Genomic DNA, 24,327 nt, shown 5'->3' with positions numbered 1-24,327 from the left:
GACGAAAGCGCGCCGAACCTCTAGGCTCGGCAGGCGATGGAATGCGAACGTTTCACCCCTGGTTCCGGCCGCCTCGACCCTCGCGCGGCCCTGCGCTCGGACGCCCCCTCGCTCGACCTCGACGGCACCTGGCGGTTCCGCCTGTCACCGGTGGCGACCGTCTCCGAGAGCTTCGCCGACCCCGGCTACGACGACACGGGCTGGGACGACTTACCGGTGCCGTCGCACTGGCCGCTGCACGGCCACGGCGCTCCCGCGTACACCAACGTGTCCTATCCCTTCCCCGTCGACCCGCCGCACGTGCCCACGGAGAACCCGACCGGCGACTACCGCCGCGCCTTCGACCTGCCGGACGGCTGGAGCGGCGGCAGGCTCCGCTTCGAGGGCGTCGAATCGTACGCGAAGGTCTGGCTGAACGGGCACGAGCTGGGCTTCACCACCGGCAGCCGGCTGCCCGCCGAGTTCGACGCCGGGCCGTGGCTCAAGCCCGGACGGAACGTGCTGGCCGTGCGCGTCCACCAGTGGTCGGCCGCCTCCTACCTGGAAGACCAGGACCAGTGGTGGCTTCCCGGCATCTTCCGGGACGTGACCCTCACCCGCTCGGCCGCCGACGTGCTCGTGCGCGCCTCGTACGAGGAAGGGCGCGGCACGCTGAGCTTCGACGGCGACGGCGCCCTCGACGTGCCCGAGCTGGGCATCACCGGGCTCGGGCCGGGCGAGCGCGTCACCGTCGGAGCCGAGCCGTGGAGTGCCGAGACGCCGCGGCTGTACGAGGCGGTGCTGCGCGCGCCGGGGGAGACCGTCCGGCTGCGCGTCGGCTTCCGCACCGTCGCCATCGAGGACGGGGTGCTGCTCGTCAACGGGCGGCCGCTGCTGCTCAAGGGCGTCAACCGGCACGAGTTCCACCCCGAGCACGGGCGGGCGGTCTCGTACGAGACCATGCGCGAGGACGTGCTGCTGATGAAGCGGCACAACGTCAACGCCGTCCGCACCAGCCACTACCCGCCCCACCCCGCCTTCCTCGACCTCTGCGACGAGCTGGGGCTGTGGGTGATCGACGAGTGCGACCTGGAGACGCACGGCTTCGGCCAGGTCGGCTGGCGGCGCAACCCCAGCGACGACCCGCGCTGGGAGGAGGCGTGCCTCGACCGGATGCGCCGCATGGTGGAGCGTGACAAGAACCACCCCAGCGTCATCATGTGGTCGCTGGGCAACGAGGCGGGCGTCGGCCGCAACCTCGGCGCCATGGCGGAGTGGACCCGCGAGCGGGACCCGTCCCGGCCCATCCACTACGAGGGCGACCGCTCGTGCGAGCACACGGACGTGTACTCGCGCATGTACGCCTCGCACGCCGAGGTCGAGGCGATCGGCAGGGGCGCCGAGGACCCGCTGGACGACCCCGAGCTGGACGCGCGGCGGCGCGCGATGCCGTTCCTGCAGTGCGAGTACGCGCACGCGATGGGCAACGGCCCCGGCGGGCTCGCCGAGTACCAGGAGCTGTTCGAGCGCTATCCGCGGCTGGCCGGCGGCTTCATCTGGGAGTGGATCGACCACGGCCTGGCGCATCCCGCGCTCGGGTACGCGTACGGCGGCGACTACGGCGAGCCCGTCCACGACGGCAACTTCGTCGTCGACGGCCTCGTCTTCCCCGACCGCACGCCGTCACCCGGGCTCCTGGACCTGAAGAAGGTGTTCGAGCCGGTCGCGTTCACCTTCTCGGAGGGTTCGGTGACGATCCGGAGCAAGTACGGCTTCCGCGACCTGTCCCACCTGGCCTTCTCCGGCGAGGTCGAGGCGGAGGGCGTGCCCCTGGCGTCGTTCCCGCTGGAGGTCCCGGCCGAGGGCGGCGAGGTCAAGCTGCCGGTCTTCCCGGAGAGGGAAGGCGAGCGCTGGCTCACCGTCCGCGCCTCCCTGGCCCGCGACGAGCCGTGGGCGGACGCGGGGCACGAGGTGGCGTGGGCCCAGGTCCCCCTCGACACGGACGGCACCCCGTACACGGGGCCGGACGACCTCCGCGCCGTCCCGCGCCGTGCCGATGGACCCGCTCACCGCAGGGACGCCGCCTCAGCCGCTCATGGTGCGGAGATCGAGGTCGGCGGGGCGGTGTTCGACGGGGCGACCGGCCGTCTCACCCGCCTGTTCGGCCTCGACGTCGAAGGTCCTCGGCTGGAGCTGTGGCGGGCGCCGATCGACAACGACCGCTACGACGGCACCGAGTTCCGCTGGCGCCTGCTCGGCCTGCACCGCCTCACCCACCGCGTCGACGCGGTCGAGCCCGGCGACGCGCTCACCGTCCGCACCAGGGTGGCGCCCGCCGCGACCGACCTCGGCATGCGCGCCACCTACACCTGGACCGCCTCGGGCGACGCCCTCGACCTCCGGGTCGACATCGTCCCCGAAGGCGACTGGCCCGAGCCGATCCCGCGCCTGGGCCTCGCCCTGACGCTTCCGTCCGTCCCGCGGACGGTCACCTGGTACGGCCTCGGGCCGGGGGAGGCGTACCCGGACACCGGTATGGCCACCCGGGTCGGCCGGTGGACCAGCACGGTGGAGGGGATGCAGACCCCGTACGTCTACCCCCAGGAGAACGGCCACCGCGCCGCCGTCCGCTGGGCCGAGCTCGCCGGGATCCGGATCACCGGCGCCCCGGTGTTCGGCCTGACGGTCCGCCCCTGGAGCACCGCGGCCCTGGACGCCGCCGCCCACCGCCCCGACCTCGTCCCGGACGGCCGCCTCCATCTCACCCTGGACCTGGCCCAGCACGGCATCGGCAGCGCCGCCTGCGGCCCGGCCACCCTGGCGCGGTACGAACTGCGCGCCCGCCCGGCCACCTTCCGCCTCCGTTTCGAGCCGTCGTGACTCCCTTGGAACGGGCCCTGGAGACGGTCATCGCCGACCTGCCGCCCGAGGTCAGGGCCCGCCACCGGTTCCACTTCGCCGAAGGGTGGGACGAGACGCTCTTCCTCGCCCTGGAGGACGGCAGGTACTGGAGCGGGGGAGCGTACCTGAGCGCGGACACCGAGTACGACGTGGCGAACGTCGCGGAGTGCATGCAGGACCTGATGATGGAGGTGCTCTGGATCGTGTGGCCGGAGTGCCCGGCACACGACTTCGGGCTGCACGTCGACTTCGAGGCGCGGCGGCCCGTGTGGCGCTGCAAGGGCGGCTCCCACGTGGTCGCCCCGATCGGAGCTCTTCACGACGCGCCGTCGTGAAGACGGATCATCCTCCAGGGCCGGTTGCGATGAACGGCTTGGTCCCTTTGTCGACCATTCTTTCCAGGTACCAGAAAGGAGGAACCGGCGAGCCGTCGCCCTGCGGCTCGGGTCGGCTGCGAGCATCGTACGGACCCGGTCGAAAGGAAGCTCACCGACATGTCCACGGCGAAACCAGGAAGAGTGGCCTCGTCCGGGCCGGGAAGGCGTCGCCCGGCCGGGAGATCGGCGATACTGGTCGCGGCGGGCACCCTGTCCGCGGCCCTCGTCGCCACCCTGTCCCCGTCGGCGAGCGCGGGCCCGACCCCGAGTCCTACCCCGACTCCCACGCCCAGCGCCACGGAGAGCCCCACCGAGAGCCCGACGGAGACCCCGACCCCGACTCCGCGGGTGAGGTGGGGCTTCGGGGACGTCGACGCGACGTGCGAGTCCAGGGTCTTCTTCAAGATCCACCGGCTCTCGCCGCGGAACTTCTACATTCCACGCACCCGTTTCATCGACGGGCCGGGCGGCACGATGACGGTGAGTGTGACACGTGAGCACGAGGTGCTCGCCTTCCTCGAGACCGAGTCGGAGAAGCAGATCTCCCTCACCACCGGAGACGTGGTGCGCAACCTGCGCCGGCTGGGAATCCCGCACCTGGAGGAGCGCCATATGGTCTTCGCCGGCCATGAGTACACGCGGGAAGTCAGCAAGGGCATGTACGGCAACATGCGCTACCGCGTCTTCGGTTACCGCGTCGGCTGGTCGGCCTGGTCGGTGCTCGGCACCTGCCGTCACCGTCTCATCGACCGCGGCATAGCCAACGTCCCCGCCAAGGTGGAGGGCTGGCGCTATTGGGAGACCAAGCACCCGAAGTACCACGGCCGCATCCTGTCCCTCAAGTAGGGTCAGCGGCTCCACCCGGCGGAGTCGGTCACCGGTCTGAGCTCGGAGGCCGGAGGTTCGACGGGACGGCCCTCGTACTGGGTGGACAGGACGACGAACGAGGTGAGCTCGCCGTGCCCGCCGAGGCGTTCGAGCAGTCCTTCCAGATGGCGCATCGAGGCGGTGCGGATCTTGAGCATGGTGCACGAGTCGCCCGTCAGTTTGTGCACCTCGACGACCTCGGGATAGTCCCCCGCCGTGGTGGTCTTCAGCAGGCAGCGGCCCGGCGCGCAGCGCATCTGGACGAACGCGGTGAGCGGCAGCCCCGCCTTGGCCGGATCGATCGTGACCTGATATCCGGTGATCACTCCGGCCTCCTCCAGACGGCGCACCCGCTCGGCCACGGCGGGCGGCGACAGGTTGACGAGGCGGCCGAGCCGGTTGTACGAGAGACGGCCGTCGCGCTGGAGTTCGGCGAGGATCCGCCAGTCCGTACGATCCAACTGTCTGTCCATTCGTCAACCTCTGACCGGATCATGCATCACGTTCGAGAAGCGTAACCGCCGCAGGACCGTTCAGATCCCCTTCATTCTCAAAACCGACATTCCTATCGTAAAGGGATGATCAATAGACACCGGCGCAGCATAACCGCCCTGTTCACGGCGACCGCGCTCATGAACGCCGCGATGGCGGCGGCGAGCGCGGTCAGCACCCTCGTCGCCACAGACCGCCTCGGCCTCGCGTGGGCCGGCGTGCCCGTGACGGCGGGCATCGTCGGCACCGGCGCCGGCGCCCTCGCACTGACCCGCGTGATGAACCGCGCCGGGCGGCGTGCCGGGTTCGTGCTCGGCTTCGCGGTGGCGACGGCGGGGGCCTGCCTCGCGCTCGTGGCCGTCGCCTCGTACGACATCGTCACGCTGACCCTGGGCATGCTCCTGCTGGGGGTGGGCAACGCCGGGGCCCAGCTGTCCCGCTACGCGGCGGCGGACCTGTATCCACCGGCGCGGCGCGGGTTCGCGATCGGGACCGTGGTCTGGGGCGGCACGCTCGGCGCGGTCGGCGGGCCGTTGCTGCTCGCACCGTCGAGCACGGTCGCGACCGGGCTGGGATGGATCGCCTTCACCGGCCCCTTCCTGCTGGCCGGTGTCGCCTGCGCCGCGGCCATGGCCGTCTCCGCCGCCCTGGCGGGATCCGGGGCACGCCCGGTCCCTGGGCGGGCACGGCTCAGCGACCTGGTGCACGGGCCCGCCGCGCGGTCGGCGTTCGCGGTGATGGCCGCGGCGCAGGTCGTGATGGTCGGCATCATGACCGCGGCCCCGCCGGACATGCACCTGCACCACCACGGCCTGGATGCGGTCGGCGCCGCGCTGGCGGCGCACACCTTCGGCATGTTCGCGTTCTCGCCGCTCACCGGCCACCTGATCGACCGGTACGGCGCGCGGCCCGTGATGGCCGCCGGGCTGGCGATCATGGCGCTGTCCGTGGCCCTGGCCGCGGCCGGGCCCGGCCGCATGCCGATGCTGACGGCCGGCCTGTTCCTGCTCGGGTACGGCTGGAACCTCTGCTTCATCGGCGGCAGCGCCGGCCTCGCCACGGGGCTGCCGGAGGGGGCCGACCGGATGCGCGTGGAGGGCGCGGTCGACGCCGGACTCTGGGGCGCGGCCGCCGTGGCCGGCCTGGCCTCCACCATGGTCCTTTCCTCTGGTGGGTACACCGTCCTCGCGCCGGTCGCCATGGCCCTGCTCGTCCTGGCCGCGGTCACGCTCGCCCGGACCCGGCGCGCCCCTGCGCGAAGGTGACCCTCTCGTGCGCGCACCGATGAGTTCCGGCTCGCTCGGCGGTCACAACCACGACGGTCAGGACGAACTCGGCAGAGGAGCAGGACATGGTCATCGTCGCGGGGCACATCGTCGTCGATCCGCACCGGCGCGAGCGCTATCTGGCGGATTGCGAGGGCGTCGTCGAGCTGGCCCGCCGCGCACCCGGCTGCCTCGACTTCGCCATCGGCGCGGACCTGGTGGACGCCGGCCGCGTCAACATCTTCGAACGCTGGGAGTCGCGGGCGGCCGTCGAGGCGTTCCGCGGCAGCGGCCCCGACGACACCCAGCAGGACGCCATACTCGCCGCCTCGGTGACCGAGTACGACGTCGCGGACCTGCGCTCGCTGACCTGAGCCGTCAGCCGGTCCTCAGTCGCCCGCGTAGCGTGCCGAGACGTCCTTCCGGATACCGATGATCATCGCGACGACCAGGAAGAACAGTGAGACGACCAGCCCTGTGGGAAACGGCCAGGCGAGCACACAGCCGAGGTACAACGCCATGGCTCCCACGAGCGTCCAGGTGAGAGCGCCGAACACGTCACCGGTCCCGCGCGCGCTCCCGTGGCGCAGCCGGCGGACGCCGATGTAGCCGATCACCGGAAGGCAGGCGATCGCGCCGGCCCAGAGGACGTTGTTCCCCAGCGCGCAGGCGCTCGTCAGGAAACCGAGGGCGATCACCAGCCATAATCTGACGGACTCGAACATGGCACCTCCATGCCGCGGGGCCGCCAGTATGCCATGGAGCACCACCACGCCCAGATCATTAGGATCATTGCCGTTGCGATGACCCCGGCGATCGGGAGCCCCGATGAGCGACCCCCGCGGCTTCGGCCCCCGGGCAATGGACGAGCCAGAGGTGATCGGCCCGTACCGCGTCGAAGGCCGGATGGGCGCCGGCGGCATGGGCGTGGTCTACGCGGGGGTGGCGGCGGACGGCGCCCGGGTGGCGGTCAAGGTCATCCATCCGGGGCTGGCCGCCGATCCGCAGTTCCATGCCCGTTTCGTGCGCGAGGTCGATCTCCTGTCCCGGGTGCGCGGGCGCTGCACGGTCTCGGTGCTGGCCGCCGACACCGCCACGATGCCTCCCTGGCTGGCCACCGAGTTCGTGCCCGGCCCGACGCTCAGCACGCACGTGCAGGGCAACGGGCCGCTGCCGCCGGACGAGTTGCTGTCGTTCGGCGCCGACATCGCCGAAGCGCTCACCGACATCCATCGAGCCGGCGTCGTGCACCGCGACCTCAAACCCGGGAACGTCATCCTCTCCGCCTCCGGCGCGAAGGTCCTGGACTTCGGCATCGCCCGCGCCCTCGACGAGAGCGGGCTCACGGGGACCGGCGCGCTGATCGGCACCCCCGGCTGGATCAGCCCGGAGCAGTACCGGGGCGACCAGGCGGACGCGGCCGCCGACGTCTTCGCCTGGGGCGCGCTGATGGTGTACGCCTCGACCGGGCGCCCGCCGTTCGGCACCGGCGCCCCCGATGTCCTGGCCTACCGCGTCATGAGCGTCGACGCCGACCTGTCCGGCGTGCCGCCGCGCGTCCGCGACCTCGTACGGAGCGCGCTCGCCAAGGATCGGAAGGCGCGGCCGGCCACGCACGAGCTGCTCGCCCGGGTCACCGCGCTGAGGAGGGGCGCGACAACCCCCATGCCGGTGCCCGGCAGGCGCCCCGTGGTGCCGCTGTGGTCGGCCGTCGCCGTCGTGGCGGCGGTCTCGGCCGTCGGCGTGGCCTTCACGGTGAACGCGGCTGGGACGCCGGAGGCGCTGCGGAGCCCGGGCGTCTCTTCCTCGTCCACGCGGTCCGGAAGCCCGGAGCCGGGCGGGAGCGAAAGCCCGGAGCCGGATGAGAGCGAGAGCCCGGAGGAGACGGCGACGGCGGACGAGACCGCCGAGGAGTCGCCCACTCCCAGCAGGACCCCCGTGAAGACGCCCACCGCGAGGAAGACGAGCCCGCGCCCCTCGGCCACCACCGCGCCGTGCCCGTCCGACAGCGCGATACTCCAGCAGGTCGCCGCGATGAACGGCGGCAGCCTGCCGCAGGACGCCGCGGTCGGGGGCAGGAAATGCGCGGGCTCCTGGCTCGCGGCCGAGATCGAGTCCCCGAGTGTCGGCGGGATCTCCCTGATCGCGACGCGGAACAGAGCCCGGTTCGTCGACGCCGAGATCGGCAGCAACTTCTGCTCACTGTCGGACCGCCCGGCCCTCCTCGCGAGAGCGCCGGGCAGCATCAAGACCTTCCTCTGTCCCCAGGGCTTCAGCTGACGCCGCTGGTCGCCGGGACCTCCGAAGAGGTCCCGGCGACCACGGTTCAGTCCGTCACGGCGAGCACCGTGCCGGCGCCCACGGTCAGGCCGCCCTCGCGGATGGCGAAGCCGAGGCCCGGCTCCAGGGCGACCGCCTTGCCGAGGGTGACCGGGACCTCGATCGTGTCCCCCGGCCGGGCCGGCGAGGTGAGCAGCAGCTCACCCGGCACGTCCGTCGTGCGCAGGTAGAACTGCGGCCGGTAGCCCGAGGCGATCGGCTTGCGCCGGCCGCCCTCCTCCGCCGTCAGCAGGTACACCCGGGCGGTGAACGCCCGGTGCGCCGCCTGGCTGCCCGGGGCCGCGAGCACCATGCCGCGCCTGACCTGGTGCCGCTGGACGCCCCGGAGCAGGAGGGCGGCGTTGTCGCCCGCCTCGCCGCGCTCCATCGTGCGGCCGAACGTCTCGACGCCGGTGACGACCGCGGACAGGTCGCCGCCCAGCCCGACGGCCGTGACCGGGTCGCCGACGCGGACGGCGCCGCGCTCGATGGCCCCGGTGACGACCGTGCCGCGGCCGGTGATGGACATGACGTTCTCCACGGGCATGAGGAACGGCGCGTCCACGTACCGGACCGGGACCGGGATGTGGTCGTCGACCGTACGGAGCAGCTCGTCGATGGACGCCGTCCAGGCCGGGTCGCCCTCGAGCGCCCGCAGCCCGGAGACGCGCACCATCGGCGAGCCGCCGAAGCCGTGCTCGCCGAGCAGGTCCTGCAGCTCCAGCTCCACCAGGTCGGTGAGCTCCGGGTCGGCCCCGTCGGCCTTGTTGACCGCGACGACCAGGTGCTCGACGCCCACGCGCCGGGCGAGCAGGACGTGCTCCCTGGTCTGCGGCATGATGCCGTCGCGCGCCGACACCACCAGGATGGCGCCGTCGAGCTGCGCCGCCCCCGTGATCATGTTCTTCACGTAGTCGGCGTGGCCCGGCATGTCCACGTGGGCGTAGTGCCGCGTGGCGGTCTCGTACTCGACGTGCGAGATGTTGATCGTGATGCCCCTGGAGTGCTCCTCCGGGGTGCGGTCGATCCGCTCGAACGGCGTGTACGTCGCCTGGCCGCGCTCCGCCAGCACCTTCGTGATGGCGGCGGTCAGCGTGGTCTTGCCGTGGTCGACGTGGCCCATCGTGCCGATGTTGAGGTGCGGCTTGTTCCGCACATAGGCCTGCTTGGCCATGATCCCTTCCTTGCGAACCTGGATGCGTGGTGACCCGTGCAGGGCCGTCTACCTCTCCCCGCCGGGTCACACTCCGGGACGAACGGGAAGAGGTCAGCGCTCCAGGCCGTCGCAGGCACGCTCGAACGCGCCCGCGCGGGCGGGCGTCGTCGGGAGCGCGTGCCGGATCATGATGACCATGGTGCTGCTGTCAGCAGCGATGGGCAATCGAATATTCCCTTTGGTCCGGCGGACAAGGCGCGGGCCCCGGTTCGTCCTGCAGACCGAAGAAGGCGTGACGGTGCTGGCCTAGCGTTCGCTCATGCCCCGCATCACGCTGGACGACCTGTTCCGCCTGGCCGTGCCGTCCGATCCGCAGCCGCGGCCGGACGGCGGCGCGGTCGCGTACACGCTCACCACGGCCCGGCGCGTGCCGGACGGGAACCACGACGAGATCTGGCTCGCCGCCCCCGGCGCGGAGCCCCGGCGGCTCGCCGAGGGGAGCCGCCCGCGCTGGTCGCCGGACGGGCGCACGCTGGCGTACCTGCGGCCCGTCGAGGGCCGGCCGCAGATCCACCTGCTGCCCATGGACGGCGGTGAGCCGCGCGTCCTCACCGCCGCGCCGCTCGGAGCGGGCGCGCCGGTGTGGTCGCCCGGCGGCGACAGGATCGCGTACGCGGGTCCGCACGGCGAGCTCGACCCGCACGCTCCCGTGGTGGCGGACCGGCTGGACTACAAGGCCGACGGCGCCGGGCTGCTGCGCGGGATCACCACGCAGGTCTTCGTCGCCGAGGTGAGGTCGGGGGAGACCGTCCGGCTCACCGAGGGCGGCTTCCACGCGGGGCAGCCCTCGTGGGCGCCGGACGGGGAGCGGCTGGCGTTCACCGCCGGGATGGAGCCCGACGGCGACCTGCGGCTGTCGAGCTCGGTGTACGCGGTCGAGGCGGGCGGGGGTGAGCCGAAACGGCTGACCGGTCCCGAAGTGATCGCCACCGGTGTGTGGTGGCTCGGCGGTCGGCTGGTGGTGGCCGGGCCGGTCGAGCCGGTCGGGCACACGCGGCTCCACCTGGTGGAGGCGGACGGGGCGCGGGAGCTGGAGACCGGGCTGGACCGCAACGTCATGATGGGCGCGCCCGGCTACCCCGGCGCCGCGCCGCAGCTCGCCGGCGGGCAGTTGCTGTTCGCGGCCCGCGACCGCGGCTGCACGCACCTCTACACCGTCCCCCTGACCGGAGGGACGGCGGTGAAGGTCGTCGGCGGCGACGCCGTGGTGGCCGGTGCGGGCACCGCCGCCGGGAAGCTCGCGTACGTCGCCGCGACGGCCCGCAGCGCGGGCGAGGTGTACCTGACGGATCTCCCGCCGGGCGGAACATCCGAGACATCGGGAGAGTCACCGCCGGACCCATCCGAGACCCCGGCGCCAGAGGGCGCGCTCACCTCGTACGCGCTCGCTGACGTGGACCTGTTCACCCCCGTCCGCCGCGCGTTCACCGCCGCCGACGGCACGCCCGTCGAGGGGTTCGTGCTGCGCGACGAGACGCTGGACGGGCCGGGGCCGCTGCTGCTCGACATCCACGGCGGCCCGCACAACGCCTGGGCGCCCGTCTTCGACGGCGCGCACCTCTACCACCAGGTGCTCGCCGCACGCGGCTGGACCGTGCTCACCCTGAACCCGCGCGCCAGCGACGGGTACGGTGAAGCCTTCTACAAGGCGGCGGCCGGAGCCTGGGGGCTGGCCGACACCCAGGACTTCCTGGGCCCCCTCGACGACCTGGTGGCCGAGGGCGTCGCGGACCCGGAGCGGCTGGCCGTCACCGGCTACAGCTACGGCGGCTACATGACCTGCTGGCTGTCCACGCGGACCGGGCGGTTCAAGGCCGCCATCCCCGGAGGTGCCGTGACTGACCTGGTCAGCATGGGTGGAACCTCCGATATGGGATATTTCCTGAAAATGTTTGAATGCGGGGGTGATGTCGTACCCCAGTCCCCGCTCACCCACGTGGACGACGTCACGACCCCCACCCTCCTGCTGCACGGCGACACCGACGACCGCTGCCCAGTGGGCCAGGCCGAGCAGTGGTTCGCGGCGCTGCGCGAGCGCGGCGTGCCCGTCCGGCTGGTGCGCTATCCAGACGCCTCCCACCTGTTCATCCTCAACGGACGCCCCTCACACCGGATCGACTACAACGAGAGGATCATCGCGTGGCTGCAGCAATGGGTCACCGGCTCGCCGAGCTGATCGCCGAATACGAGGTGCCCGGCGCGGCCCTCGCCTACCTGCACCAGGGGGAGCTCCACGAGTTCGCCGCCGGGGTGCTCAACAAGGCGACGGGGGTCGAGAGCACCCCCGACTCGCTGTTCCAGATCGGCTCCGTCACCAAGGTGTGGACCGCCACCCTGCTCATGCAGGACATCGAGCAGGGCAGGCTCACCCTGGACACGCCCGTCGTCGACGTGCTGCCCGAGTTCAAGGTCGCCGACCCCGAGGTGACCAAGACCGTCACGATCCGCCACCTGCTCTCCCACACCAGCGGCATCGACGGCGACCTGTTCCTGGACACCGGCCGCGGCGACGACTGCGTCGAGAAGTACGTGGCCGCCTGCGCCGACCTGGCCCAGAACCACCCGCTCGGCGTCACCCAGTCCTACTGCAACTCCGGCTTCATCGTCGCAGGCCGGGTGCTGGAGAAGCTGGCCGGCAAGCGCTGGGACGACGTGCTGCGCGAGCGGATCATCGATCCGCTCGGCCTCACCCACACCGCCACCCTGGCCGAGGACGTGCTCCGCTTCCGCGCCGCGATGGGCCACATGGAGAACGGGGACCCCGCCCCGGTCTGGGGGCTCATGCGCTCCGCCGGACCCGCCGGGCTCATCTGCGCCCGCCCCGCCGACGTGGTCGCCTTCGCCCGCGCCCATCTCGAAGGCGGCCTGCTGGAGAACCCGGCCGCCATGTGGGAGCCGCAGATCGACATCCCCAACCCGCACACGCTCGGCAGGCAGTGGGGCATCGGCTGGATCCTCGACGAGTGGGACGGCCGGAAGGTCGTCTCCCACGGCGGCAACACCATCGGCCAGCACGCCATGCTCTGGATGCTGCCCGGCACCGGCACCATCGCCTGCGTCACCGTCAACGGCGGCCACAGCGGCGCGTTCACCCACCGGGTCGTCACCGAGCTGTTCGCCGAGCTCGACGGCGTCACCGTGCCCGCCAGGCTGGGCCCGCCCGAGCAGCCCGTCCAGGTCGACTCCGCCCGTTACGCCGGCGTCTACGAGCGCGCCGGGTCCCGCATCACGATCGGCGAGCGCGAGGGCGGGCTGCGGCTGCGCATGGAGTCCACCGGCGAGCTGGCCGCGCTGGACGAGCCCGTCGAGCTGGACCTGCGGCCCGTCGACGAGGTCACCTTCGTCGGCCGCAGGGACGGCGACCCCGACTGGCTCTCGGCCGTGTTCTTCGAGCTGCCCGACGGCTCCCCGTACGTGCACCTGGGCGCCCGCGCCACGCCCCGGACGGGCTGAAAGGCGTGCGTGAGGTGTTCGAGGGCGCGGGCGCGCGGGGTTTCCTGCACGCCCGCGACGTCGACGGCGACCGCGAGTCATGCCTCGACGCGGACGAGCCCGTCGTCCTCGCGTCCGTGTTCAAGATCGCCGTGCTGCTGGAGTACGCCCTGCAGGCGGCGGCGGGCGAGCTGGCGCGGACCGAGCGGCTGACCGTCACCGCCGCCGACAAGGACGGCGGCATCGGCACCTCGGGCTGCGCCGACGACGTCTCGCTCACGCTGCGGGACCTCGCGCACTTCATGATGACGATGAGCGACAACGCGGCCACCGACGTGCTGCTGCGCCGGGTCGGCCTGGACCGGGTGCACGCCACGCTCGCCCGGCTCGGGCTGCGCCGCACCCGGCTCATCGGCGGCTGCGCCGAGCTGTTCGCCCAGGTCGAGGCCGAGCTCGGCACCGTCGAGCTCGACGGGATGCCGCGCGAGCTGATCGAGCCGCTGGCCGTGCGCGACCGGGCGCGGACCACGTCGGGAACGCCGCGCGAGATCACCACGCTGCTCGCCAGGATCTGGCGGGACGAGGCAGGCCCCGCCGAGGCGTGCGCCGAGGTCCGCGCGGTCATGGGCAGGCAGATCTGGCCGCACCGGCTCGCCTCCGGGTTCGGCGACGAGGTCCGGGTCTCCGGCAAGACCGGCACGCTGTGGGGGGTGCGCAACGAGGCCGGCGTCGTCGAGTACCCCGACGGCGGCCGCTACGCCGTCGCGGTGTTCCTGCGCACGGACAAGCTGGGCGGGCGCGACCCGGCCGCCGACGCGGTGATCGGGCGGGCCGCCCGGCTGGCGGTGGACCGGTTGCGCGGCCCATGACGGCCGCCCCCTATGGTGAGTGGATGACCACCCGCCCGCGCGCCAGCCTGGGGCGGATCCTGCAGGACCTGGGCAGCACCGTCCTCGACGTGGCCGCCGCGCCCGGCGACCTCGACGCCGAGGTCACCGGCGTGCACATCTACGACCCGCACGACGAGCCGATGGTGGCGCCGGGCGGGATCGTGCTCGCCGTCGGGGTGCGCGGCGCCGACGGCGTCCGCGCCCTGCTGGAGCGGGCGCCGCGGGCGGCGGGCATCGTCGTCAAACTGCCGGTCGAGGTGGACGAACGGGTCCGCGCCGCGGTGACCGAGACCGGAGTGGCCGTGCTCGGCCTCACCCGCGCCGCCTCCTGGTCGCAGGTCGCCGCGCTGCTGCGCTCGCTGCTGGCCGAAGGCGACCTCGACGGGCCGGAGGACGAGCCGCAGGGCGACCTGTTCTCCCTCGCCAACGCCGTCTGCGCGCTGCTCGACGCGCCCGTCACCATCGAGGACCGCTCCTCCCGCGTCCTGGCCTTCTCCGGCCGGCAGGACGAGGCCGACCCCGGACGCGTCGAGACCGTGCTCGGCCGTCAGGTGCCCGAGCGCTACCGGCGCATGCTCGACGAGCGCGGCGCGCTCAAGGAGCTCTACCAGAGCCGCGACCCCATCCACATCGAGCTGCCCGCCGACATGCTCGACCGGGCCGCCGTCGCCGTCCGCTCCGGCGACGAGATCCTCGGCTCGATCTGGGCCGCGGTGGGCGAGCCGCTCACCGAGCAGCGGCAGCGCGCCCTCGCCGACGCCGCCAAGATCGTGGCGCTGCGGCTGCTGCGCGACCGGGCGGGCGCCGACGCCCAGCGGCGGCTCCGCGCCGACCTGCTGTCCACCGTCCTCGCCGGCGGGACGGGCGCGGCCGAGGCGGCGGGCCGGCTCGGCATCGCCACCCAGCGGCTGTGCGTGCTCGCCGCCCAGCTCACCGACCAGCAGGAAGGCGACCCCGCCCGCGGCGAGAGCGACCGCCAGCGCTTCTGCGACGCGCTCGCCCTGCACGTCGCCACCATCCACCCGAAGGCCGCCGCCGCGCTCGTCGGCTCCGTCGCGTACGCCGTGCTGCCGCTCACCGCGGGCCCGGAGGACGAGGAGGCCCGCGCGGTGCGCATCGCCCAGGACTTCCTGGCCCGGGTCGGCCCCCGCCACCCCGCCAACATCGGCGTCGGCCGGCTCGCCGGCACCCTCGCCCAGGCGTCCAGGTCCCGCGCCGACGCCGACCGGGCGCTGCGCGTCCTGCGCGCCCGGGGCACCTCCGGCCAGGCCGCCGGCTACACCGATGTCCACTTCGAGTCGCTGCTGCTGCAGGTCGCCGACGTGGCCGGCGCCGAGGAGCAGACCCCCACCGGCCCCTACCAGCGGCTGCTGGAGCACGACCGCGAGCACGGCAGCGAGCTGGCCGCCACCCTGCGGGCCTACCTCGACGCGTTCGGCGACGTGAACGCCGCCTCGGCGCGCGTCCACGTGCACGCCAACACCTTCCGTTACCGGCTCAAGCGGCTGGTCGAGATCAGCGGCCTGGACCTGTCCGACCCCGAGGCCAGGCTCACGGTCATGCTGCAGATGCGGATCTTCGGGCCGTAGCACGACGGCGCGCGCGGATTTCGTGGGCGGGCACGAAGAACGAGCCGCCGCAAGCGGAAAAGGTGGGGCATCACCTCCCACCTCCCGGAGTTCCCATGAAGAAAGCAGCAGGCGCCGCCGCGCTGGCCCTGTTGGCCACCGCATGTGGCGCGGGCACGCCCGAGGCGGCGCCCACGTCCACCGGCGGCACGTTCACGTACGCGATCCCGGCCGACCCCGGCGTGCTCGACCCCGCGACGGGCGTGCTGTCGGTCACCAACACCGTGCTCTCGATCGCGTACGACACGCTCGTGCGGGCCGGCGAGGACGGCGGCATCGTCCCCGGGCTCGCCGAGAAGTGGGACGTCAAGCCGGACGCCGTCACCTTCACCCTGCGCAAGGACGTCACCTGCTCCGACGGCTCCCCGGTCACCCCCGAGGACGTGGCGGGCACCATCAACCACATCGCCGACCCGGACACCAAGTCGCCCGTCTACGGCGTGTTCGTACCGGTGGGCATGAAGGCGGAGGCCGGCGACGGCACCGTCACGCTGTCCACGCCGGAGCCGTTCGGCTTCATCCTGGAGAGCGCCAGGAGCATCTTCATCGTCTGCGGCAAGGGGGTGGAGGACCGCTCCCTGCTCGCCCGCGGCACCTCCGGCTCCGGCCCGTACGTGCTGTCCGAGGCCGCGCCCGGCGACCACTACACGTTCAAGGTGCGCCGCGACTACGCCTGGGGGAGCAGCGGCACCGGCGCGGACCTGCCCGAGCAGGTCGTGCTCAAGGTCGTGCCGAACGAGCAGACCGCCGCCAACCTGCTCGTCGCCGGCACCCTCAACGGCGCCCAGTTCCTCGGCCCCGACCGCGCCCGCATGGAGTCCACCCCCGGCATCGGGCAGATCGTCACTCCCGTCGGCAACGGCCAGTTCTTCTACCACCAGGGCGACGGCCGGCCCGGCGCCGACCCCGTCGTCCGCAAGGCGCTCACCCAGGCGCTCAACCTGACCGAGCTGGGCGGCATCGCCTCCGGCGGCACCGGCCGGCCCGCCACCGGGCTCGTCGTCGAACCCCGCGCCTGCCCCGGCGACACCGTCACCGGCCACGTGCCCGCCTTCGACGAGGCCGCGGCCGCCGCCGCGCTCGACGCCGCCGGCTGGAAGCCCGGCCCCGACGGCATCAGGGTCAAGGACGGCGAGCGGCTCAGCCTGCGCCTGCTCTACGCCACCACCCGGGGGCCGGGCGTGCAGGCCGCCGCCGAGTACATGGCCGCCGCCTGGAAGAAGGCCGGCGCCGAGGTGAAGCTCAACGGCGTGCTCGACACCAAGCTGTCGGAGTCGCTCAACGTCACCCAGGACTGGGACGCCGTCTGGCTGCCGATCACCGTCACGCTGCCGTCGCAGCTCGTCGGCTTCCTCTCCGGCCCGGCCGCGCCCAAGGGCGCCAACTTCGCCCACCTGGACAACGACCGCTACACCGAGCTGGTGACCGAGGCCAACGGCACGCCCGGAGAGGAGGGCTGCGCGCTCTGGGGCCAGGCCGAGTCCGCCCTGTTCGAGAGCGCCGACCTGGTGCCCGTCGTGGGGAACACCACGCTCATCGCCACCAAGAACGCCGCCTTCCGGATGGCCGGCGGGCTGTTCGACCCGAGCTCGTTCCGGCTCACCCAAGGAGGCTGAGTGCGCCGTCCGCTCATCCGGCGGCTCGTCCGGTTCGCGGTGTCGCTCGCGGTGCTCGTGCTGGCCGCGTTCGCGATGATCCACCTGATCCCCGGAGACCCCGTGCGGGCCTCGCTCGGCCCGGCAGCCCCGGTCGAGCTGGTCGAGACCCGCCGGGCCGCGCTCGGCCTGGACCTGCCGCCGCACGAGCAGCTCGCCGCGTACGTGTCGGGGCTGGTGACCGGCGACATGGGCACCTCGTTCCTCACGGGGGAGCCGGTCACCGCCGTGATCGCCGCCCGGCTGCCCAACACGCTGGCACTCGCCCTGCTCGCCACCGTCGTGGCGCTGCTCGCCGCCGTCCCGCTCGGCATGTGGGCCGCCGTACGGACCGAGAACGGCCGCAACCGGGGCACCGAGGCCACGTTCGGCTCCGTCACGAGCGCCGTGGTGGCCATCCCCGAGTTCCTGTACGCGATCGCGCTCGTGGCGGTGTTCGCCATCGGCCTGGGACTGCTGCCGCCCGCCGGGAAGGCCGGGCCCGAGTCCTACCTGCTGCCCGTGCTCGCGCTGGCACTCGGACCGGCCGCCATGATCGCCCGCATCGCCCGGGTCGAGACGCTGCGCGTGCTCGGCACCGACTACGTCAGGCTGGCCAGGGCCAAGCGGCTGCCCGCCGCCCGGCTGCACCTGCGGCACGTGCTGCCCAACACGCTCACCGCCACCCTCACCCTGGGCGGGCTGCTGCTCGGCTCGCTCATCGCCGGCAGCGTGCTGGTCGAGTACGTCTTCGCCTGGCCAGGGCTCGGAGGGAAGATCGTCGAAGCGATCACCCAGAAGGACTACCCGGTCGCCCAGGGCGTGATCCTCGTCTACGGCACCATCGTCCTGCTCGTGAACCTCCTGGTCGACGTCGTGCTCGGCGTGCTCGACCCGACCTCCGCCATCAAGGAGTCGTGATGCTCCGCACCCCCGCGGCCATCGCCGGCGCCGCCCTGGCCGCGCTCATGGTGGTGCTGGCCGTGATCGGGCCGCCCATCTGGGGGGACGCGGCCGAACTGGTCAACGCCGGCGCGATCCTGCAGGGCTCCTCGGCCGCGCACCCGCTCGGCACCGACAACCTCGGCCGCGACCTGCTCGCCCGCGTCCTCGTCGCCGGCCGGTACTCGCTGCAGCTCGCGCTGGCCGCCGCGCTCATCGGCGCGAGCGCCGGCATCGTGCTCGGCGCGCTCCCGTCCGTGCTGCCCGCCCGCGCCGGACGGCTCGTCACCGGCGCCGTCAACGCGCTCGTCGCCTTCCCCGGCCTGCTGCTGGCCATGTTCACCGCGGTGGTCGCCGGGCTCGGCGCGCGCGGCGCGGTGCTCGGCATCGGCGCGGCCATCGCCCCCGGCTTCGCCCGGCTCACCCAGACGCTGGCCGCCTCCGTGTCCGGGGCCGACTACGTGGCCGCGGCCCGCATGCTGCGCGTGCCGCGCCACCGCATCCTCGCCCGGCACGTGCTGCCCAACATCGCCGAGCCGCTCATACTCAACCTCACCCAGGCGCTCGGCGGGGCGCTGCTCGGCCTGGCCGGGATGTCGTTCCTGGGTCTAGGCGTGCAGCCGCCGGACTACGACTGGGGCAGGCTGCTCTTCGACGGCTTCGGCCGCATCTACATCCACCCGGAGGTCGCGCTCGGCCCGGCCGCCGCCATCGCGCTCGCCGGCATCGGCTTCAACCTCCTCGGCGACGCCCTGGCCAGGCGGGCCGCCCGCACCCCCGTACGGACTCCGCGCTCCCGCCAGGAACGGCCGGCCGCCGCCGCGGACGCGGGGGAGACCCAGCCCGGCGCCGTCCTCGACGTCGCCGGCCTCACGGTCACCTTCCCCGGCGGCGTCACCCCGGTGCGCGGCGTGTCACTGAGCGTGCGGCCCGGCGAGATCGTCGGACTGGTCGGCGAGTCGGGCAGCGGCAAGTCGCTCACCGCCGCCGCCGTCGGCGGGCTCGTCCCGTACCCCGGGACCGTCAGCCACGAGCGGCTGCGGCTGTGCGGCGAGGACGTGCCGAACCTGAGCCGCAAGCAGCTCGGCACCTCCCTCGCCATGGTCTTCCAGGACCCGATGGCCTCGCTCAACCCCGCGCTCAAGATCGGCGGCCAGCTCGCCGAGGTCGCCGTCGTGCACCAGGGCGCCACCCGCGAGGACGCCCGGCGGCGCGCCGTCGACCGGCTCGGCCACGTCCACCTGCCGGAACCGGAGAAGCAGGCCGCGCGGCACCCGCACCAGCTCTCCGGCGGCATGCGCCAGCGCGCCGTCATCGCCATGGGCCTCATGGGCGACCCGAAGCTGATCATCGCCGACGAACCCACCACCGCGCTCGACGTCACCGTCCAGCGCCAGATCCTCCGCCTGCTCCGCGAGGTCGTCGAGGAGAGCGGCGCGGGCGCGCTGTTCATCTCCCACGACATCGCCGTGGTCGGCGAGCTGTGCGACCGGGTGGTGGTCATGTACGCGGGCCGGGTCGTGGAGGAACTGCCCGTGGACCGCCTCGCCGACGGCGCCGCCCACCCGTACACCCGGGCGCTCATCTCGTCCCTGCCCGACATGGACACCGACCGGGCGCTCCCGCTGGCCAGCATCCCCGGCCGCCAGCCGGCGCCCGCCGAGGTGGGCGCCGGCTGCGCGTTCGCCCCCCGGTGCCCCCTCGCCACCGGCCGCTGCGCCACCGACCGGCCCGCGCTGGAGGCACACGGCCACGACCACCGGGTCGCCTGCTGGGAGGCTTCGTGAGAATCGACGACCTGACCGTCCGGTACGGCGCGTTCACCGCCGTCGACAAAGTGACTCTGGAGATCCCGCCCGGCCGCATCGTCGGGCTCGTCGGCGAGTCGGGCAGCGGCAAGTCGTCCGTGGCCCGCGCCGTCAGCGGCCTCGTCCCGCACACCGGCAGCGTCACCGGCGCCTCCCGCATCCAGATGATCTTCCAGGACCCGTACGCCTCGCTCGACCCGCGCATGCGCGTCGGCGACTCCGTCGGCGAAGCCCTCCTCCACCTCCCGCGCCGGGCCCGCGCCGCCGAGGTGACCCGCCTGCTGGGCATGGTGTCCCTGCCCCCGGAGACGGCGCCGAGCTACCCGCGCGAGCTGTCGGGCGGCCAGCGCCAGCGCGTCGCCATCGCCCGCGCCCTCGCCGCCGACCCCGACCTCCTGGTCGCCGACGAGATCACCAGCGCCCTGGACGTGTCGGTGCAGGGGTCCATCCTCAACCTGATCCGATCCCTGCGCGACCGGACGGGGCTGCCGATCCTCTTCATCTCGCACAACCTGGCGGTGGTGCGGTACGTGTGCGACGAGATCGCCGTCATGCACCGGGGGCGCGTCGTCGAACACGGCCCCACGGTGGACCTGGTCTCCAGCCCCGCCGATCCGTACACGCGGACCCTCCTGGAGGCGGTGCCGCGCCTGCGCCGCTGAAGTTTGTCGGCGTCGAACGACCCGGAGAGGTCCTGCGGCTCCTCCGTTTCCTCAGGGAGGAGGAAGCCGGCGATGTCTAGCCTTCTCTGGCCTGGAACTGATGCAGCAAGAGCTGCATGATATGGGGGTCTATATTGCTCAAAGCACCGGCTTGGGACTGGTGAGCTTCAGCCTCTTGGTCGCCGAGGATGTCCACTTGGCCGGGGGCGATGTTCAGTTGATTGATGAAGCGCTCGCCGAATTCGCGATCGAGTGACACGCCGACGAATCCCAGCCGCGTGCTGTCGCCTTCCCCGGATGCTCCCCCGCGCCTGAGCCCTCCCGGCAGCGACAGCAGCGCTCCTTCGCTGTTCAGGCCGTATGCCAGCATCTGATAGAAGCGCTGATAGAGAATCTTCCGGATTTGCCCGGGAGGTCTCAGTGCTATTTGGGATATAGCCCGGCGAGTCGGATCCGTGGCGCTGGCGGCAAGATCGAAGAACGAGGAGATGACGTAGCGCGACCTGCGCCACATGTAGACTCGGTAAGGAACTCTCGTAAGGATGAAGTTGGGGTTCGCGTTGAGCCATACCTCATCGAATGTTCTATCGCCCGCGGGATAGGCCAGATCCAATTCCTCGGCCCAGATGCCTGTGGTCCACCCATACCGCTCGCCTTCGATGATGAGTATCCTTCGAGGCAGATCGTCCAGCTCGTGGCAGGCCTGGTCGAAGATAGCCGCTATTGCGCCTACTGTCTGTTCGTGCCTTGCCCGCATGTAGCGCAGAAGGAGATTCGCATTCTCCAGCAGATACGACTCGGCGGCATTCTGGAACTGCTCGACGTAGCCTCGCTGGCGTGACAGGCCGACGATCTCCTCAGGGCTGGTGAGCGGGCCGACTTCGTCAACGAATCCGATGCCGGTGTTGCTGGGCTTCAGCAACAGGCTCCAAGGATTCGGAAACGTTTTGAACCTCAGCAGGAGATCCGGCGCCACCCTGTCGAAGTGCTGGGTGCAGAACGCACAGAAGCATGTGGCCTCCACGCGCCCCAGGCTTCCGCCCATCGGCCATAGGTCGGTCGCGTCGATGGCGATGCCCTGCAGCTTTCCCGGCTGCTGTGCGCATACTTCTCTAACGATATCGACGCCTGTGCCCAGGATGGCGGCGATCACCTCCACGCTCCGCGGATTCGCCACACACAGTTGTGGCGACGCGTCACCGAGGATGTCGCGAACCGATAGCCCTTCGCCTGGGATGAAAGACAGGTTCGGACAGATGGTGAGCACGATGCCCATGCCGCGGGAGGCGAACTCCTGGACGACGTCCTCAAAACCATTGAGGACGTTGGAGACGCTGGCATAAGTGGAGAACTTGATGCCCCGAAGTCCATCCACCCCGAAGAGAGGGCCGTCGAACTCTGTTGCCGGAAGACTCACCGCTGTGGGTTCGACACCCCACAGCTGGGTGAAATTGGAGATCAACTCTTCAGGAGTGCGGTACCGGAGTATGGCGAGACTCGGTATCTCCAGCACTCCTTCCCCCGCGTTCTCTTTGATTCTGCTGATCGGCCATGACCTACGCGCCATCAGAAGGAACCTCCCCGTGACAGTGCCTGCCGGCCCTTGGTCGTCACTTCGTATCTACTGTCAGGGCTGGAACGCATATATCCTTCGTTCATCAACGCCTCGACTATTCTTTCGGCTGGCTCGGTATTTTCGACAGAGCTAATCGTCTCTATCATCTCGGCGTGTTTGAGCCTGCCGTTCAGCGCGTGGCCCGATCGTTGCACCAGGGCGGTCAACACACGAAGCATTTCCGGCTCTATCTGCCAGTGCATGCGCTTCTTCACCGCGCTATCCAGCTCCCGCACATCTCTCACCGCCTCCTCCACGGCCGCGTGAATCTGTTCCAGTTTCTCACTGTGGCCGGAGTTCGCAGTGTCCACGGCAGTTATCACAGTGCCGATCTCATGTCGCAGTTTCTGGGTTTCCAGGCGCAGTTTCTCGGCCTCCTGCAACGTCTTCTCGATGTCCACTCTTATCTTCTCGGCCTCGAGTGGCACCTTCGTTGCGTCAGCCCCTAGTTTCGCAATTTCGGCCGCGATCTTCCTGCGATTTGCCCATACGCCGATCAGCACGCCTATGACTGCGAAAAGTCCCCCCGTTCCCGCTGCAAGTATCCCTTGCCACCACGTCATGCATCGGATCATATACAGCGAGAATCGCCGCGCAAGCTTGTTTGTAACATATTGCAAGCCTAGGTGCGCTTATTGCCTGATTGGTGCGCGCCGAAATTGTATTGATAATACATTATAGGCATATGTGCGCTTTGTCCGATTGCATTATAGAGTGGATCTTTCTCGGCCAGCTGATCAGCGGCCCCCGCGCACCGCTACGACATGGGCAGAACGTCAAACGCAGCCCCATCCCCAGAGTCCTCACGACGATCTAGGGAACAAAGAAGCAAGCCTAGTACGGCAGCCGCCATTTGCTGTGTGAGCTGGGAAGACGTGGTGCCGGGCCGGACGTGAGTTTCTGGCGGGATCCCCGTACAACGAGAGCAGCCGCTCGTGATCATGTCTGTGTGACGAGAACAAGATCCAAAGCGGCTGCTGCCCTCATCGTAGAGGCCAGGCGGGCGCAACAAAACCTCGACGACCTCATGACCGCGCTGGCCCCGATGTTCCCCCGGATCGAACCGCGACTGCAGGCCGCCAAGTACGTCCGGGCCGTGATGTCCGAGCTGCCCCGGCGCAACGGCTGGACGATCGCCGAGTGGATCGGTGACCGCCGTCCGGACGCCACCCAGCGCCTGCTGAACCGGGCCCGATGGGACACCGCGGGCGCGATGAGTACCGTCCGCCGCTTCGCCGTCGCCCGGCTGGATGCCGCCACCCGGCCGGGCAGCCTGACCGTCGGCGTGCTGGACGAGTCCGGCCAGGAGAAGAAGGGCACGGCCACGGCAGGCGTCAAACGCCAGCACATGGGCTGCGCCGGCGGCATCGACAACGGCATCAACACCGTCTACCTCGCCTACGCGCGCGCCGGCGTGGGGCACGCGCTGATCGGCGCACGGCAATGGATCCCCGCCGAGCAGATCAGCGACCCGGTCACCGCCATCACCACCGCTCTGCCGCCAGATCTCAGCTTCGCGACCAAGGGCGAACTGGCCATCGGCCTGCTGCGCGAGGCCTACGCCGACGGCGTGCGCCTGGACTTCGTGACCGGGGACGAGGTCTACGGCGCCTGCACCAAGCTACGCACCTATCTGGAGAACCACGGCCAGGCCTACGTGCTGCGCATCCGCGCCACCTTCACCCTCACCCTCGGCGGCGGCACCTGCCTGACCTGTGAACAAGCCGTGGCCAAGCACCTGCGGCCCAAACGCCGGTGGACCATCCGCTCAGCCGGGCACGGCTCCAAGGGGGAACGCACCTACGCCTGGGCGTGGATCGCCACCGCCAGCCCTGCCCACTTCCTGCTGGTCCGCAAGCACCGCACCACCGGTGAACTGGCCTTTCACTACTGCTACGTGCCCGCCGGTCAGCCGGCCACCCTGGCCCGCCTCATCTCAGCCGCCGGGTTGAGATGGCCGGTGGAGGAGAGCTTCCAGGCCGGCAAGGACCAGTTCGGCCTGGACGAGTCCCAGGTCCGCCTCTATGAGGCACTACTGCGGCACCTCGTGCTGGTCATGGCCGGCCTGGCCGTCTGCGCCGTCGCCGCCGCAGCAGCCCGGCATGGAACCGACACCCACGCCGGCCGACCCTGGCCTGATCCCATTGACGGTCGCCGAGGTCAAGCGCCTGTTCAACGCCGTCACCGGACATCCACCGACGCTGGAACACACCGTCCACTGGTCGACCTGGCGACGCCGCCATCAAGCCCGCGCCCGCTGGTTCCATCACCGAGCCCGCCTGGCCACTGCATATAGCCAG

General features: G+C 71.5%; 20 protein-coding genes. 15 read left to right on the top strand and 5 right to left on the bottom strand.

Going from position 1 to position 24,327, the window contains the following annotated elements:
* Positions 1–36: 36 nt before the first annotated feature.
* The 3 genes from ACIBF7_RS09830 (at position 37) to ACIBF7_RS09820 (ending at position 4,103) form a co-directional block, all read left to right on the top strand.
* Positions 37–2,859: a glycoside hydrolase family 2 TIM barrel-domain containing protein gene (locus tag ACIBF7_RS09830; RefSeq protein ID WP_271276209.1), complete on the top strand. Its 2,823-nt coding sequence runs from the start codon at positions 37–39 to the stop codon at positions 2,857–2,859.
* Positions 2,856–3,215 carry a hypothetical protein gene (locus ACIBF7_RS09825; protein WP_271276210.1) on the top strand — a complete coding sequence of 120 codons (360 nt, stop codon included), beginning with the start codon at positions 2,856–2,858 and terminating at the stop codon, positions 3,213–3,215. Before ACIBF7_RS09830 ends, ACIBF7_RS09825 begins: the two co-directional genes overlap by 4 nt.
* A gap of 390 nt (positions 3,216–3,605) precedes the next feature.
* Positions 3,606–4,103 (top strand): hypothetical protein, encoded by a 498-nt coding sequence (locus ACIBF7_RS09820; protein ID WP_364235277.1) that lies wholly within the window; start codon positions 3,606–3,608, stop codon positions 4,101–4,103.
* A 2-nt stretch (positions 4,104–4,105) separates the two neighbouring features.
* Here the strand turns inward: ACIBF7_RS09820 and ACIBF7_RS09815 are convergent, their stop codons facing one another.
* On the bottom strand, positions 4,106–4,597 hold the full coding sequence (locus tag ACIBF7_RS09815) for an Lrp/AsnC family transcriptional regulator (RefSeq protein WP_271276212.1): 492 nt from the start codon (positions 4,595–4,597) through the stop codon (positions 4,106–4,108).
* Positions 4,598–4,702: 105 nt separating this feature from the next.
* On the opposite strand from ACIBF7_RS09815, the gene ACIBF7_RS09810 reads away from it, so the two are divergent.
* Together ACIBF7_RS09810 and ACIBF7_RS09805 are read left to right on the top strand one after the other, a co-directional pair.
* On the top strand, positions 4,703–5,881 hold the full coding sequence (locus ACIBF7_RS09810) for an MFS transporter (RefSeq protein ID WP_397196887.1): 1,179 nt from the start codon (positions 4,703–4,705) through the stop codon (positions 5,879–5,881).
* Between the two features lie 86 nt (positions 5,882–5,967).
* The gene (locus tag ACIBF7_RS09805; RefSeq protein ID WP_148032079.1) at positions 5,968–6,255 is read left to right on the top strand and encodes a putative quinol monooxygenase; all 288 of its coding nucleotides are present in this window, start codon (positions 5,968–5,970) and stop codon (positions 6,253–6,255) included.
* Between the two features lie 15 nt (positions 6,256–6,270).
* On the opposite strand, the gene ACIBF7_RS09800 is transcribed toward ACIBF7_RS09805, so the two are convergent.
* Complete coding sequence (locus ACIBF7_RS09800; protein WP_219544309.1) at positions 6,271–6,606, bottom strand: hypothetical protein; 336 nt, start codon at positions 6,604–6,606, stop codon at positions 6,271–6,273.
* A gap of 103 nt (positions 6,607–6,709) precedes the next feature.
* Here ACIBF7_RS09800 and ACIBF7_RS09795 point away from each other — a divergent pair, with 103 nt between their 5' ends.
* A complete protein-coding gene (locus ACIBF7_RS09795; protein ID WP_271276214.1) occupies positions 6,710–8,161 on the top strand; it encodes a serine/threonine-protein kinase in 1,452 nt (483 codons plus the stop codon).
* 46 nt (positions 8,162–8,207) lie between these two features.
* Here the strand turns inward: ACIBF7_RS09795 and tuf are convergent, their stop codons facing one another.
* Positions 8,208–9,374, bottom strand: a complete 1,167-nt coding sequence (gene tuf, locus ACIBF7_RS09790) for an elongation factor Tu (protein WP_271276215.1) — start codon at positions 9,372–9,374, stop codon at positions 8,208–8,210.
* 301 nt (positions 9,375–9,675) lie between these two features.
* Here tuf and ACIBF7_RS09785 point away from each other — a divergent pair, with 301 nt between their 5' ends.
* The 8 genes from ACIBF7_RS09785 (at position 9,676) to ACIBF7_RS09750 (ending at position 20,412) form a co-directional block, all read left to right on the top strand.
* A complete protein-coding gene (locus tag ACIBF7_RS09785; protein ID WP_271276216.1) occupies positions 9,676–11,592 on the top strand; it encodes a S9 family peptidase in 1,917 nt (638 codons plus the stop codon).
* Entirely contained in the window at positions 11,556–12,869 is a 1,314-nt protein-coding gene (locus ACIBF7_RS09780; RefSeq protein ID WP_271276217.1) for a serine hydrolase, read from the top strand. The genes ACIBF7_RS09785 and ACIBF7_RS09780 overlap by 37 nt, the downstream gene beginning before the upstream one ends.
* Before the next feature lie 5 nt (positions 12,870–12,874).
* The gene (locus ACIBF7_RS09775; protein WP_397196886.1) at positions 12,875–13,717 is read left to right on the top strand and encodes a serine hydrolase; all 843 of its coding nucleotides are present in this window, start codon (positions 12,875–12,877) and stop codon (positions 13,715–13,717) included.
* Positions 13,718–13,740: 23 nt separating this feature from the next.
* Entirely contained in the window at positions 13,741–15,327 is a 1,587-nt protein-coding gene (locus ACIBF7_RS09770; RefSeq protein WP_271276219.1) for a CdaR family transcriptional regulator, read from the top strand.
* Between the two features lie 95 nt (positions 15,328–15,422).
* Entirely contained in the window at positions 15,423–16,982 is a 1,560-nt protein-coding gene (locus ACIBF7_RS09765) for an ABC transporter substrate-binding protein (RefSeq protein ID WP_271276220.1), read from the top strand.
* Positions 16,983–17,921, top strand: coding sequence for an ABC transporter permease (locus ACIBF7_RS09760; protein WP_261808607.1), 939 nt, complete (start codon positions 16,983–16,985; stop codon positions 17,919–17,921).
* Positions 17,921–19,729 carry a dipeptide/oligopeptide/nickel ABC transporter permease/ATP-binding protein gene (locus tag ACIBF7_RS09755; RefSeq protein WP_271276221.1) on the top strand — a complete coding sequence of 603 codons (1,809 nt, stop codon included), beginning with the start codon at positions 17,921–17,923 and terminating at the stop codon, positions 19,727–19,729. Before ACIBF7_RS09760 ends, ACIBF7_RS09755 begins: the two co-directional genes overlap by 1 nt.
* The gene (locus tag ACIBF7_RS09750; RefSeq protein ID WP_271276222.1) at positions 19,726–20,412 is read left to right on the top strand and encodes an ABC transporter ATP-binding protein; all 687 of its coding nucleotides are present in this window, start codon (positions 19,726–19,728) and stop codon (positions 20,410–20,412) included. The genes ACIBF7_RS09755 and ACIBF7_RS09750 overlap by 4 nt, the downstream gene beginning before the upstream one ends.
* A gap of 76 nt (positions 20,413–20,488) precedes the next feature.
* On the opposite strand, the gene ACIBF7_RS09745 is transcribed toward ACIBF7_RS09750, so the two are convergent.
* A complete protein-coding gene (locus tag ACIBF7_RS09745) occupies positions 20,489–21,979 on the bottom strand; it encodes a hypothetical protein (protein WP_345482589.1) in 1,491 nt (496 codons plus the stop codon).
* Positions 21,979–22,590: a hypothetical protein gene (locus ACIBF7_RS09740; RefSeq protein WP_271276224.1), complete on the bottom strand. Its 612-nt coding sequence runs from the start codon at positions 22,588–22,590 to the stop codon at positions 21,979–21,981. Before ACIBF7_RS09740 ends, ACIBF7_RS09745 begins: the two co-directional genes overlap by 1 nt.
* Before the next feature lie 464 nt (positions 22,591–23,054).
* Here ACIBF7_RS09740 and ACIBF7_RS09735 point away from each other — a divergent pair, with 464 nt between their 5' ends.
* A complete protein-coding gene (locus tag ACIBF7_RS09735) occupies positions 23,055–24,323 on the top strand; it encodes an IS701 family transposase (RefSeq protein ID WP_397196885.1) in 1,269 nt (422 codons plus the stop codon).
* The last annotated feature ends 4 nt before the right edge of the window (positions 24,324–24,327 follow it).

Origin of the sequence: Nonomuraea sp. NPDC050478, from assembly GCF_044458265.1 — a bacterium.
Lineage (GTDB): Bacteria > Actinomycetota > Actinomycetes > Streptosporangiales > Streptosporangiaceae > Nonomuraea > Nonomuraea ferruginea.
This window is presented reverse-complemented; position numbering and strand designations above follow the sequence as displayed.

Coding starts and splice junctions, on each gene's coding strand:
- ACIBF7_RS09795 (WP_271276214.1), top strand. CDS start 6,710: ATGAGCGACCCCCGCGGCTTCGGCCCCCGGGCAATGGACGAGCCAGAG.
- ACIBF7_RS09815 (WP_271276212.1), bottom strand. CDS start 4,597: ATGGACAGACAGTTGGATCGTACGGACTGGCGGATCCTCGCCGAACTC.
- ACIBF7_RS09770 (WP_271276219.1), top strand. CDS start 13,741: ATGACCACCCGCCCGCGCGCCAGCCTGGGGCGGATCCTGCAGGACCTG.
- ACIBF7_RS09830 (WP_271276209.1), top strand. CDS start 37: ATGGAATGCGAACGTTTCACCCCTGGTTCCGGCCGCCTCGACCCTCGC.
- ACIBF7_RS09805 (WP_148032079.1), top strand. CDS start 5,968: ATGGTCATCGTCGCGGGGCACATCGTCGTCGATCCGCACCGGCGCGAG.
- ACIBF7_RS09765 (WP_271276220.1), top strand. CDS start 15,423: ATGAAGAAAGCAGCAGGCGCCGCCGCGCTGGCCCTGTTGGCCACCGCA.
- tuf (WP_271276215.1), bottom strand. CDS start 9,374: ATGGCCAAGCAGGCCTATGTGCGGAACAAGCCGCACCTCAACATCGGC.
- ACIBF7_RS09740 (WP_271276224.1), bottom strand. CDS start 22,590: ATGACGTGGTGGCAAGGGATACTTGCAGCGGGAACGGGGGGACTTTTC.
- ACIBF7_RS09810 (WP_397196887.1), top strand. CDS start 4,703: ATGATCAATAGACACCGGCGCAGCATAACCGCCCTGTTCACGGCGACC.
- ACIBF7_RS09735 (WP_397196885.1), top strand. CDS start 23,055: ATGACCGCGCTGGCCCCGATGTTCCCCCGGATCGAACCGCGACTGCAG.
- ACIBF7_RS09755 (WP_271276221.1), top strand. CDS start 17,921: ATGCTCCGCACCCCCGCGGCCATCGCCGGCGCCGCCCTGGCCGCGCTC.
- ACIBF7_RS09800 (WP_219544309.1), bottom strand. CDS start 6,606: ATGTTCGAGTCCGTCAGATTATGGCTGGTGATCGCCCTCGGTTTCCTG.
- ACIBF7_RS09785 (WP_271276216.1), top strand. CDS start 9,676: ATGCCCCGCATCACGCTGGACGACCTGTTCCGCCTGGCCGTGCCGTCC.
- ACIBF7_RS09745 (WP_345482589.1), bottom strand. CDS start 21,979: ATGGCGCGTAGGTCATGGCCGATCAGCAGAATCAAAGAGAACGCGGGG.